Source organism: Bacteroidota bacterium, assembly GCA_039111535.1.
GTDB lineage: Bacteria > Bacteroidota > Rhodothermia > Rhodothermales > JAHQVL01 > JBCCIM01.
The window spans coordinates 1-12,944 of the sequence record JBCCIM010000187.1 but is presented as its reverse complement, the minus strand read 5'-3'; the positions used below and the strand labels follow the sequence as shown (position 1 = coordinate 12,944).

General features: G+C 49.7%; 11 protein-coding genes. 6 read left to right on the top strand and 5 right to left on the bottom strand.

Annotation, left to right across the window (positions count from 1 at the left end):
* Positions 1–186 precede the first annotated feature (186 nt).
* Complete coding sequence (locus tag AAF564_21655; protein ID MEM8488171.1) at positions 187–945, bottom strand: SDR family oxidoreductase; 759 nt, start codon at positions 943–945, stop codon at positions 187–189.
* A 168-nt stretch (positions 946–1,113) separates the two neighbouring features.
* Here AAF564_21655 and AAF564_21650 point away from each other — a divergent pair, with 168 nt between their 5' ends.
* The 5 genes from AAF564_21650 (at position 1,114) to AAF564_21630 (ending at position 6,829) form a co-directional block, all read left to right on the top strand.
* Entirely contained in the window at positions 1,114–2,001 is an 888-nt protein-coding gene (locus AAF564_21650) for an AraC family transcriptional regulator (protein ID MEM8488170.1), read from the top strand.
* Positions 2,002–2,271: 270 nt separating this feature from the next.
* On the top strand, positions 2,272–3,582 hold the full coding sequence (locus tag AAF564_21645; protein ID MEM8488169.1) for an alginate export family protein: 1,311 nt from the start codon (positions 2,272–2,274) through the stop codon (positions 3,580–3,582).
* Positions 3,583–3,616: 34 nt separating this feature from the next.
* A complete protein-coding gene (locus AAF564_21640) occupies positions 3,617–4,915 on the top strand; it encodes a hypothetical protein (protein MEM8488168.1) in 1,299 nt (432 codons plus the stop codon).
* A gap of 84 nt (positions 4,916–4,999) precedes the next feature.
* Positions 5,000–6,079: a hypothetical protein gene (locus tag AAF564_21635; GenBank protein MEM8488167.1), complete on the top strand. Its 1,080-nt coding sequence runs from the start codon at positions 5,000–5,002 to the stop codon at positions 6,077–6,079.
* A 165-nt stretch (positions 6,080–6,244) separates the two neighbouring features.
* Positions 6,245–6,829, top strand: a complete 585-nt coding sequence (locus tag AAF564_21630; GenBank protein ID MEM8488166.1) for a TetR/AcrR family transcriptional regulator — start codon at positions 6,245–6,247, stop codon at positions 6,827–6,829.
* 643 nt (positions 6,830–7,472) lie between these two features.
* Here AAF564_21630 and AAF564_21625 read toward each other — a convergent pair.
* Positions 7,473–8,147, bottom strand: a complete 675-nt coding sequence (locus AAF564_21625) for a hypothetical protein (GenBank protein MEM8488165.1) — start codon at positions 8,145–8,147, stop codon at positions 7,473–7,475.
* Between the two features lie 745 nt (positions 8,148–8,892).
* Here AAF564_21625 and AAF564_21620 point away from each other — a divergent pair.
* A complete protein-coding gene (locus tag AAF564_21620) occupies positions 8,893–9,594 on the top strand; it encodes a hypothetical protein (protein MEM8488164.1) in 702 nt (233 codons plus the stop codon).
* Positions 9,595–10,255: 661 nt separating this feature from the next.
* Here the strand turns inward: AAF564_21620 and AAF564_21615 are convergent.
* The 3 genes from AAF564_21615 to AAF564_21605 all read right to left on the bottom strand — a co-directional run.
* Positions 10,256–11,473, bottom strand: a complete 1,218-nt coding sequence (locus tag AAF564_21615) for an ABC transporter permease (protein ID MEM8488163.1) — start codon at positions 11,471–11,473, stop codon at positions 10,256–10,258.
* Between the two features lie 24 nt (positions 11,474–11,497).
* On the bottom strand, positions 11,498–12,244 hold the full coding sequence (locus AAF564_21610; protein ID MEM8488162.1) for an ABC transporter ATP-binding protein: 747 nt from the start codon (positions 12,242–12,244) through the stop codon (positions 11,498–11,500).
* A 58-nt stretch (positions 12,245–12,302) separates the two neighbouring features.
* On the bottom strand, positions 12,303–12,944 hold a 642-nt coding region (locus AAF564_21605; protein ID MEM8488161.1), incomplete at its 5' end, for an efflux RND transporter periplasmic adaptor subunit.

Genomic DNA, 12,944 nt, shown 5'->3' with positions numbered 1-12,944 from the left:
GTCAATAATGAATTGTTTCACTAATTCTTTCGGTAGAGAGAGGGCGCATAAAGCAAGCGATGTGTTGGTTTAGAGGCAGAAGTTGGGGGAGAGAAGGGCTCCCGAATGAGAGCCCTTCATTAATATCAGTGGATTATGTTTTCGGGCCTTTTCTGTAAGAATGGCAAAAACACGGTTCATGTCTGCTCAGAGACTATAGCCACCAGATGCCTCGATACGCTGTGCGGTGATCCATTGGTTGTCGCCGGCCAGATAGCTGGCAATCATGCCGCCAATGTCTTTGGGTAACCCAACGCGTCCCATCGCTGTATTCGATGCCAGGTACTCATTTAAATCTTTGTTGTCACGCACCGCACCTCCACCAAAATCTGTTTCAATGGCCCCCGGCGCGATGCTGTTTACAGCAATGCCGCGAGGCCCTAACTCAAGCGCCATGTACCGCGTGAGGATTTCCGTTGCGGCTTTTGCTGCGGCATAAGCGGCGTAACCCTCAATAGAAAAGCGTGTCAGGCCGCTTGAGATATTCAGGATTTTACCACCGTCTTCCAGGAGTGGCAAGAGCTTTTGTGTTAGGAAGAAGACCCCTTTGGTGTGCACATTGAACATGGCATCGAATTGCTGCTCACTTGTTTCAGCGATTGGGCTGTGGATGCCGGTGCCGGCGTTGTTTACGAGGAAGTCAAAACTGCTTCGCTGCCACTCCTTGTTGAGTGTGTCGGAAAATGAAGCCGCAAAGGATGTAAACTGGGTGGTCTTTCCGACATCAAGCTGGATAGCTGCGGCGCTGCCACCGTTGCTTTTAATCTGGTTTACAACTGCTGCCGCCGCTTCGGCATTATTCAAATACGTCACAACGACGCCTACCCCTTTTTCTGCTAAATGCAGGGCTGTATTTTCTCCAAGGCCACGGCTACCACCGGTCACAAGTGCAATTTTATCAGTCATTGTAATCACGTTTAAATGGGTGTATCTCTGGCTGACTCCAACTTAGGGCAGGGGCGCTGACATGGCATGCCTGATATTCCGGTATTGTTGCCTGATCCTCCAGGTACCTGGATCTTTTAGCGTAAGAGGTACTATGTTGAAGCGTAATCAAATCACCTGGGAGAGCAAATGATAACAGACAGCTTTATTTCACGTGTCAGTTCTTATGCTGCATTAAACGGTGTTTCTATTGATCCTTATGACACCGGTGTTGCTGATTTATCCCTTGCCAGCAGCCGTAAGACAACCGACTCCAGGGCCTGTCTTTATCAACCTACGTTCTGCTTGATTCTCCAGGGACGCAAAGAGGTTCATGTTGGTGCAACACGCCATGTTTTCACCCCTGGCGATGCGGTCATCGTTACCCATGATGTGCCGATGGTTTCTCGGATTACGGAAGCCAGTGTGGAAGCCCCTTATATCGCGTTATCATTACCCATCGCGTTGCATACTATGCGGAGCCTGTACAGTGAAATCGATGAAGCAGCGCTTGAACAGGAGAAAGGCGAGTCATTCAAGGTGGGCAAGGCTGAACCTGCGCTCATCGATGCGGTATCGCGCCTCTTTGCACTGGTTAAACAGCCGCGGGAAGCCAGGCTGATAGCGCCGCTGATTGTGAAAGAAATCTACTTCAGGCTCCTCCTTGCGCCACATGGTGCAATGCTGCGTCATTTATTGCAGCGGGGGAGCGCAGCCGGCCGCGTATCGAAGGTGATCGCCGATATCAAGCAGCATTATGCAACGTCATTTACCGTAGATGAATTGGCAGCCACGGCAATGATGAGTCCATCCTCTTTCTATGAGAATTTTAAGTCGATTACAGCTACAACCCCGTTGCAGTTTCAGAAAGACATCAGGCTGCTGGAAGCGCGCCGGCTGTTGATGGATACGAGACAAACGGTATCTGCGGTAGCCTTTGAAGTAGGATACCAGAGTCCCGCCCAGTTTAGCCGCGATTACTCCCGAAAATTTGGGCAGTCGCCGCGTGTGGATAAGAAGAAGCTCTCGTTTACCTGACAGCCCACATTAGGAACGCCTTGATTAAAGCCCATAGCAGGATCACGTCAGGTAGGAAGCAATGTTCTTTATTTGGAATAATCATTCCGGTTTCTTTATATTGTTTTGGAACGATCGTTCCGTAATGGTTTTTTTGTAACCAGATTTACTAACAAGAGCGGGTGTGTGGCTTTGAAAAGCGGTCTATTGTTGATGCTGATGTCTTGCCCTTTCTTTCTGGCAAACGGGCAAGCTGGAGGTGAGAATCAGGCGCCTCCGCCGTTAAGCACGATGCGGGCTTCTGAAGATTATTCATATTTAAAGTCAGAAACCGGTTCACCGTACGAGAAAGGCTTGCTAGATGAAATCAAGTATATCCCAATAACAAAGAACCGTGCGTCGTATTTAACGCTTGGTGGAAGTTACAGACCTCGCTTCGAGCATTTCACGAACCGCAACTGGACCGCCGGCAACCAATCGTATTTCGCGCAGCGCCTGAGTGTGCATTCAAGTCTGCATTTTGGCAAACGCGTCCGGTTCTTTGGCGAACTCTACAGTGGCTACAAGGGTGGAGCAGAGGCCATTCCACAGTCGGATGAGATAGATCTGCATCAGGGGTATGTAGAGGTGGGGATTCCGCTTGGCGAAGCCACGAAAGCAACGGTTATCTTCGGCCGAAATGAAGTGGCCTTGGGGGCGAGCCGGCTGGTTGGTATCCGGGATGGACCCAATATGCGGCGGTCTTTTGATCTCGGCAAAGTCTCGTTCTCCCATAAACAGGCAGCACTACAGGCGTTTTACGGGAAAGAGGTGAGCATACGGTCTGGTGCGTTTGACAACCGCTTTAGTTTGTTCGACCAGAACGCCGGCAATGTAGCATTATGGGGCCTTTATTCAAGGATTTCGTCGGTTAAAAGGGATGACCATACCGAACTCTACTACCTCGGATTTGAATCCGACGTGTCTCGATTTAACGACGTAGTTGGTGCAGAGACCCGGCATACCGTTGGGGTGAGACGTGTTGGTGTATTACAAGAACGGTGGCAATACAATACGGAACTCATATACCAATTTGGAGAGCTTGGGGACAACACGATAAGCGCATTTAACATAGAGACCGATTGGAATTACAAACTATTACGTACAGCCTGGAATCCTTCGATAGGATTAAAATTCGACTGGTCGAGTGGGGATAGAGAAAAGGGAGACGGCAAGATACAGACCTTCAATCCCATGTTTGTAAACCCGGGTATTTATAGCCTGGCTGCTGTCAACACACCCGCTAATCTGTTCAGCATCCATCCATCTATAACGGTCTACCCATTACCCGCGCTCAGCTTGAAGCTTGAGTATGCCTTCTTTTATCGCACGTCGGTCGAAGACGGGCTATACGCGCCGACGCGTTTTCAGACACGGGCCGTTGAGAACATCGATGAAAAACATATCGGCGATACCATTGGCCTGCTGCTTAACTATGGAATCAACCGGAATCTGACTTTTTCCCTGGTTTCTTCTTACTTCGTTGCCGGCTCTTTTCTGGCCGACACCGGTGATGCTGAGTCCATTTTTTACCTCGCATCGACCTTGCATTTTAAGTTTTAATCACCCTATACCAACAGCAAAGACACATAAATGTATGAAACAATATAGTTTGTCTATAGCCTCCGTGGCCGCGCTGGTTGTCCTCTTGTCGGGATGCCTGAATCAAACGCAGCCTTCTATGCATGCAGCCACGGCAACAGTCAATTTGAGTAATGTTTCCCTGCCAGGCGCAACCGTGCTGGCGTTTGGGCCTGAACAGGTGCTTTTTGTCGGCGACAGTAAAGCCGCGACGGTGCATGCCATTGCTACGGAAGGCGTTGCGCTTGAAGACCCCGTACCGTTTAACATGCCTGGACTGGATCGTAAGATTGCCAGCATGTTAGGGCTCAATGTGACGGATATCTTGATCAACGACATGAAAATTCATCCGGTGAGTCAGGAAGCGTACGTAGCTGTGCAGCGCGGCCTCCAGCCCGGTGCTGAATCGGTCATTGCAATTGTGAGTCCTGCTTCTGGGGAGATCCGTTTTTTAGATCTCACGGATACAGACCATCAGACGGTAGTGCTTGCAAATCCGGCCTCTGATGACGTTGTGTTTTGGGGAGAGAAGCCGGCGAGCACTCTGAACATTACAGACCTCGATTATCACCAGGGGCATCTCTACGTTGCCGGCCTCACCAACGGAGAATTTGCGTCTACGTTGCGCAAAATCCCTTACCCGTTTGATGGGTCGCAAAGCGCAGTTGGAAGCATCGAGATTTACCATGCTGTGCATACACAGAACGAAACGCGCGCACCGATCCGAACGATGCTGTTCGACGAGGTAGATGGCGTTCCCATGCTGCTTGCCAGTTACACGTGCACGCCGCTTGTAACGATTCCTGTTTCAGATGTTAGCGCAGGTAACGATGTAAAAGGGAAAACGATTGCCGAACTGGGTTTTGGCAATGCGCCGAGCGACATGATTTCGTTTATGACCCAGGAGCCCGATGGCAGCTTCGACAAGAAAGTATTGATTACGCACAAGCAGCGTAGCGGAAGCTTGATTTCGATGAAAGATTTGGCTGCAGCGAATGCAGGCGATGGGTTGCAAGGGACAACGATGGGGCCAGCCGGCGTAGCAATTTTCCCGGTACCGACCTCCTCCGTCATGCACATCGATAACCAGAATCAGATGATGCTGTCGGTACTCCGCAGAAACATCGATACAGGTGGTGCTGACCTTATCTCGCAGCTTAAAGGGGCGTATTTCCGGTTGAGCGATTTTATCAGCGAGTATGATTTCCCCGACTACGCCTACCCTGAAGCACAGGCGGGGACAAAACAATTCCATGACATGGTCAAACCTCTGGAAGGATATCCTCAATTGACATCAGGTGAAATGAATCGGTAGCAGGTATTGGATGCCCCGGATGGACGGCAGTTGAAGTGCTTCCATCCAGGGCGCCTCCATATCACAGTTAATCGAAGTAACACGATGAGATCAGCGCTATCAATTATTTGGGTATGGGTGTTGATGTGGCTTGGGGCCTGTCAACCGACAAGTAGCGACGTGCAGATCCGCGTCGAGGATGGCGTGGTGCATTTGGAGTATTGGACGCCTTCTAATATCGCGGACAATGGTGGGGTGAAGTTGTATGTATGGGATGAAGCGTTGCAGGCACCCAACGAACCCGCTGTTGCTGGACAACTGGTTTCCGTACCCGGAGGTGGCCTTGCTTATGCGCCGCTTTTCCCGTTGGATAGCCATACGTCGTACCTCTTAACTATCGAAAATGCTTCCTTCGAGCACCTCATTGAAGGCGCTACTACAACTGGCACACCGCCCGCAGTAACGCATGTTTACCCTTCCCGCGATACGCTACCCGAAAACCTGCTGCGGATGTATATCCAGTTTTCGCAGCCGATGAAAACGACCGGGAATCTGGAGCAAATCAGTATCATCGACGAAGACGGCAGGGAGATAGTCGACGCTATTTTTAACAATGTGTACGAGCTTTGGAACGCTGATCAGACCCAGCTTACGCTCCTGTTCGATCCAGCCCGGGTAAAAACAGGACTGGAGGCGCATGACCGCTATGGGCGCGCACTTCGTGCCGGCCGCTCGTACACACTACAGGTTGAGGGATTATTAGATGTGCATGGTGTAGAGATGGCGAGCACCTTTCACAAAACCATCCATGTAGTAGGGGAAGACCGGGTGGCTCCTGCGGTAGATCTCTGGACGCTGGAAATACCCCAAGCCGAGACCCGTTCTGCCGTCATCGTACACTTTCCTGATGTGGTTGATCACCTTTCCCTACACAGCAGCATAGCGCTGACGACTGCCGAAGGAACTTCTTTGCAGGGTAAGGTGAGGATTAATGCCGAGGAGACGGCCTGGATGTTTACGCCGGCAGATCCTTGGGAAAAGGGGACCTATATGCTTCAAGTAAACGCCAGACTCGAAGACCCGGCCGGCAACAATCTCAATGGCTTGTTTGACCACAAAGCCGGCAGCCTGCGGTATGAAAAGGAAGGACAACGCATCCCTGTGGAATTTGTAATTGGAGACTGAATGCCTGTCAGCATGCAGTGCCTCGAACCTTTTGAAAAATTACAAGTTTGGTGTGCAACCCACCTTAATAGGTTTAAATTAGTTTTTTGACGACGAGAGCAGGGGAGAGGAAGAGAAGGAAGAGAAGGAAGTGTTTGTTGTTATCGATAAGCGGGCACCGTTGCCATGCCGAAAGCGAGATTATTCGACCAGAAAGAAGTCCTCGAAAAAGCCATGCTGCTTTTTTGGGAACGGGGGTATTACCATACTTCGGTGCAGGACCTAGTGGATCACCTGGGTATCAGCCGTTCCAGTCTTTACGATACCTACGGCGGGAAAAAGCAGCTCTACTACAGTGCGTTCGAACTATACTGCCGCTCCAACAGAGCGGGGCTGGTGGAATTTTTACGTACCCAGGACGACGTTCGAAGCGGCTTACGCATGGCCTTTAAGCACCTTGTGTCCGATGATTTTGAGGATCCTGCCTGCAAAGGGTGTTTCATCGTTAACACGTCGACTGAGTTATTGCCGCTTGATGATAAGCTGAAGCAGGAAGTTGCGGCCCATAAAGAAGCCATGGAATCAATCTTGCACGATTTCTTGCAGAAGGGTGTAGAAGCCGGCCAGATTTCTAGAGATAAAGATCTGTTAACCCTCGCACGCGTCATCTATGTCACCATGACAGGGCTCCGTGTGCTTGGGAAAACAAGACCTGAACCTGAAGACACAATGGCTGCAGTCGATGCGGTTATGATGCTTCTGGATGATTAATGGCGGTTACTTAGCCTAAAGCCAGCACAGACTACTTCAAAATAAATGCTCAAGGAAATCAGTAAAAGCCTCAAGGAAACGGTTATATGCATCAGAATTGGATCATCGTGGCTGTTTGCGTTCTGATCTTCTTCATTCCCTTGAGCGGTTCAGTTTGTAAGTTATGGGTTTCAGGTAATGTGTCTGAGTCCCCAGTGGATCCCCGTTGACTTCAGTACCTTAGAGAGGGCTCAAACCCCTCAATAATTTCTGAAAACGGGCACACAGTAGACGCCAGTGGATCCCAGTAGACTGGCGAGCATACCCGCCCTCGGTACGATTTATGGCGACTGTTACCTTAAAGGTGGCAGTCGTTTTTCTGTCTGATTGCGGGAGGATAAGCCTGTGCTTAGCCATGTGCTCAACTTGATTAGGTATAGATCCAGTAAGTCCCGCCCTAGGTACATTTTACATTTTTATCGGTTTTGTAGGTCGTTGAGGCACAAAGAATTATGGTCTTTGTGCCCTTTATGTTTTGTGGAGTGTCAGGTCCTTTAGTCAGCACGGATTGCCGTCCGATAAAAAAAGGATCTTGTGCTTCGCTAGTAATGCGCTCAACCTAGACAAGACCCTCCTTTTTTTCCAGCGGGCTATGGCCTGGGATTCAAAATTCCGCTTCCAGCACTTCGGCTACATCGAGCATTTCATCAAGCAGTACCTGTACTTCTTCGGCAGATCGATTGGGGCGTATGTGGTCGTGGACGAGCACAACGGGGGCGTCTGCTAATACGGTTTTGCCAAAGAGAAACTCATTGTCCAGCGCATTTCGTTCTCCGAACACAAGGGCTCTGGTACCCGGACTGAATCGCAAGTCACCGTCGTGAAATCCAGGGGTATATCCCTTGTGAACAAAATCCCAAAAGGCCGTACTTGCACCTTCGGATAACCCCTCTTCGTTTTTGAGTGCTTGTTGTACATCATACACACTGATGGCGCCGTCTTTTTTGTGGTATTTAGCCTTAAACCCCGGTGGGTTTTTGGTATCAACAGCCAGTGCTAAACGAAGTACTGTTATATAGCTACGGCGGTTTTGCAGGCCTCTGCCGGCTTCCTTGCCAATAATTCTCAACGCAAAAGGTTTGTTTTTGTAGGTGCCTTCAAACCACGCCAGCGATGGTCTTCTTGCTTCGCTCACGGGTGTTAAGCCCATTGTTTCTGCTAACCTGGCCCCGGTTTGATAAGATGCGAGCCGGCTTTTTAACACGTACCACATCATGACAAAGAACACGATCAGTAAAACGCTAAAGACGCCGATGAGGATGAAAGCAAAGGTTTCCATAAAGTACAACGGGTGGGCTGGCGGGGGCAGCAATGGATCGGACCATTGCAGGGGGGCTGCTTCTACTTCGTATTTACATGAGAAAATGTAAAAAGTAAAGGGGAGGTAAAGGAATTAAGCTTGCCGATTGAATACTCGTGTTGACCACGCTCGGGTTGAGTCTAAGGAGACGGCGAGGCAACATAAAAGTAGGGGCAGGGAATGAGTCAGGGTTCTCTAGTGGGTCCTGGTAGGCCGGCGAGAATACCGGCCCGCGGTACTGTGTAGAGCGACTGTTGCTTCAAGCAGCCTTTTAAGGGAAAAATTCAAAGGATTGGCTACAGTGTTAGATTTAGATGCATCGGTGTGTCCATTCTATCTCCCATCTTGTCCATTTGACGTATTCTCTGACAACTCGCTTTTGACCTGAATTGTATATATGCGATGTCGATCAGCGGCACTGTGCTGAAAGGCACATATGTGTCGAAAATTCCATCGCGTTAACCCAGGTCAAATGAAAAGGAAAGTTCTTTATTCTGCAGGATTACTGTTTTTTATCGTTGTGCTAACCGCTGTACTAGTGCAGCATTTACGTTTTCAGTCCGTTAGGCAAGAGGTTGTTCAAGACCGCCAGTCCGTCTTCTATGATGGTGAATCATTTCATGTCTTGACATTCGTTCTTTTGGAGGAGGGCGACGACCTAATCACCCAACTGAGAAGCTTGCATTCAGTAACGAAACAGGGGAAATGGATATACGCAGGAAAGGTGTTAAACAACAAGCACTCAGATCAAATAGGTCCTAAAGAATGGTCTGGCGTAGTGTTTACGCAGTATCCATCTAGAGCGGCATTTGAGGAAGAGCGGGGAGAGCAGGCACATGGCGAAGTACTTGACTCCTTTGCTGAGCATTATGAAATGGGCATGCGCCGGCCGGCGATGCTAAATCTGTTGTTTCCACAAACGCTATTGGCAAAAAAGATCTGGCATAAAGTAACACTCAAAGAATCACCCTATCCGTTCACACCGATGGACGATCCCAGGCTAGAAACGACGGCCAGTGATGTCGATGGCCTGACTTCAGAAGAATTACCGGAAGATTTACGGGATGGCATGGAAATGATTGCAAGGCTACGCGCCGAGAGTGATCACTTAGGCAAAGACGCTGTAGTCGTCGTGAATATCAACAAAGACGGTACGGCAACTCAGCAGTCGCAAGATGCACAATACGCAAATGAGATGAATGGATTGATGGCTGAGTTGAGCTATGGACCCATACATATCGGTAACGCTGAACCGCTGTCCAACGAGCATACGTTCGATAAAGTGATCCTCGTGTATTATCCAGGAGCCGGGTACTTTGCCGACATGTTCACCAGCACATTTTTTCAATCGATCATTGGTGACAAACAACTCGGTGACTTTCAGGCGACCATCACGGTGCCCATACTGGAGCTTATCGATGAATAACACTACCAGGTACGCTTGGCCTTTTCCAAATACTTGATGTGAAGGTTTACCTGATAAGCGCTCATGAGAACGTAGCAGAACCTGGTTTTTTAGATACATCCTGGTGGTTGCCAGATTATATCTGCCTGCCCCAGGAACGAGCCAGGTGAAAAGGAGAAAGGCTTGGTTGTCTGTTGTTGGCGTTAAACCGGGTATAAAATAGCTTATTTTATACCTGAGTCCGGTAAATTCATTGGGAATCCGAAGAGGCCTGGTTAAAGCGCTTCGTTGAGCTTTATATCTGAACAGGTTAGAACTGAAACAGGATTGTCTTGAACTAATACCTCTAGCTCGAAGGGCATCATGAGGCCGTCAACGTCTCTTTTGGGTGGAGGAGCAGGCATGGAGAACGAAGATTATTGCCAGTAAAATATATCGATTAACATGGTATTGCACGGAGGAAGGCAGGCTGGTTTGTAAATGAAAATTAGCGCGGCGTATTAAATGGTAATGCTATCGCCATGAAGCAAATATCAACAAGAAAGAAGTTGGAACTTTGAAGACGCGCAGAACGCCAGGTTCCATTTGATAAGTGTGGATGTCATGTGTATGAACTGTTTTTGACTATGCGCTCTTCGCTTTACGCGATAAATCAAATTCACATGCCCGGCTTATATATTTCTCATTGATAGCGTAAGGCTTCAATCGGGTTGAGGGCAGCAGCTTTCCGGGCTGGATAGAAGCCAAAGAAAACACCAACGCCGGCTGAAAAAACCAATGCGAGTAAAACGGTCTCAGACGATACAACAGTGGCCCATCCCACAACATAACCCAGTAGTGCAGCACTGCCAAAGCCAATCCCAACGCCTATAAGACCTCCGATCACGCTCATAACGATGCTTTCTACCAGAAATTGAGTCAAGACGTCGCTGTCTCGCGCACCAATTGCCATTCTAATACCAATCTCTCGCGTTCTTTCAGTTACGGACACCAACATGATATTCATAATGCCGATACCGCCAACCAGCAACGAGATGGAGGCGATGGCAGCCAGGAGCATGGTCATTACTTCTGTGGTCCCTTGCGCAGTCTCTGCCAGGTCCGTCTGGTTGCGTACGGTGAAATCATCGCTCTCCCAATCGGCAAGTTTGTGGCTCTCACGCATGATCAGCTGGATATCTGTCTGCGCTGAAGCTATGTCTTCTGGAGAAAACGTGCTGGCTAAAATTTGGCCGATAAACTGCCGTCCAGCAAGCCGGTTTTGGACCGTTGTGTACGGTGCCAGAATCACATCATCCTGATCTGTTCCCGAAGCCGTCTGGCCTTTTTCTTCCAGTACCCCGATGATTTCAAAGGGGACGTTGCGTAACTGGATTTGCTGTCCGACGGGATCAGAATCAGAGAAGAGGATGTCGGATACGGTCTTGCCAATGACAGCTACTTTACGTGAGGCACGTATATCATTCTGGTCGAAGTATCGGCCAGAAACGACGTTCCAGTCGCGGATTACCTGATAGTCTGATGAGACGCCGTTGATGGTTGCACGCCAGTTTCCCTGCCCGCCAATAGCTTGCGTACGGGTAGTGATTACCGGTGAGACAGCGGCGAGGTACGGGCTTTCTTGCTTCAGTTTTTCTGCGTCGTCGATGGTAAGACGGTTCAAGCTCTGTGCACCCTGGCTAACACCGCTCTGTGTGCTTGAACCCGGGGTTATAACAATCATATTGGTCCCCAGGTTGTCGATCTGATCCTGGATTTGTGACTGTGCACCTTCACCAATGGCAACCATAACGAGCACGGCCCCAACACCGATAATGATGCCAAGCATCGTCAACAGGGTCCGCATTTTATTCTTAAGAATGCTTTGCGAAGCTACTTTAATGAGCGTTGTACTTTTCATGGTTCTGTTTGCTTTTATGATTGACTAGCTCGCTTCAATGGCTTCTATGTTCACAAGATCGTCTGATGCACTGCGGTGTGCGCCCACCGGTTCATCACTGAGGATGTGGCCGTCCCGCAGCACAACAATGCGTTTGCAATATTGGGCGATTTCCGGTTCATGGGTGACGAGCAGAATGGTAATGCCTTTTTTATTGAGCTCCTGGAAAAGCGCCATCACTTCAAGCGAGGTACGCGTGTCAAGGTTACCGGTCGGCTCATCAGCGAGAAGGATTGCCGGCCGGGTCACGAGTGCGCGCGCGATGGCAACTCGCTGCTGCTGACCACCCGAAAGCTCGTTCGGTTCATGATCTAGTCGTTCTCCCAAACCAACTTGCTTCAGTGCTTCAGTTGCCCTTTGCCTGGTATCGCCTGCGCTTCCTGTGCGGTCGTAGAGCAGGGGCAGTTCAACATTGTCCAATGCAGTTGTTCGCTGGAGGAGATTGAAGCCCTGGAAGACAAAGCCAATCTTCTGATTCCGAATGTCGGCAAGTTGATGCTTTGTCAGGTGATTCACTTGCATGCCATCGAGGCTATAGGTGCCTGCTGTCGGAGAATCCAGGGCCCCAATGATATTCATCAGGGTAGACTTGCCTGAGCCGGATGTACCCATAAGGGCAATCATCTCACCCCGTTCAACAGTCAGGTCTATGCCACTTAAAGCTCTCACTTCTGTCCGGCCCATCTGGTAGACCTTGGTGATGTTATTTGTCTGTATGACCGTGTTATCCATCTGCATGAGTCTGTTAAATTGAAGGCGAATCTGGGACGATGATGCAAAGCTTGCGGGACTAAAATCCGGGCCGGGGTGGTCCGCCACCTTGTTGGTTGGTTTGAAACGGATTGGAGGTGTTGCTTTGCGTACTGCTCTGCGTAACACCGGTGATGATCATCATTCCCGGCTTGAGTTCTGGCCCCTGAATTGCCGTAGATTGGCCATCGCTTATTCCAGTTCGAACGGGCATGATGGCCAGGTTGCCGTCTGCGTCGATATACCATAACCTTGCGGTATCAGCGGGGCGTTGTCCATTCTCAGCGTTGCCTGTATTCGGGCGTCTACGTTGAACAACATTTCTTACGTTTTCACTTCCTTCTTCACCCTGTTGCATGCGGCGGTCTCTTAGCTGTGCTGTCATTTCTTCGGTTGGGCGGAAGCGCAAAGCAGCGTTGGCGACATTTAATACGTCTGTGGCAGTCTCGATGAGGAAGTCTACTGTAGCCGTCATGCCTGGCAGCAGTGTTCCGTCCGAGTTATCGACATCCACCACGACCGTGTAGTTGACGACGTTTTCCTGCGAACTGGACTGAAGGCGGACCTGGCGTACCGCGCCATGGAAAGTCTCCTCCGGGTAGGCCTGCACCGTGAAACGAACGGCCTGTTCTGCCTGAATCTGTCCAATGTCGCTTTCATCTACAGAAACCAGAATCTCCAT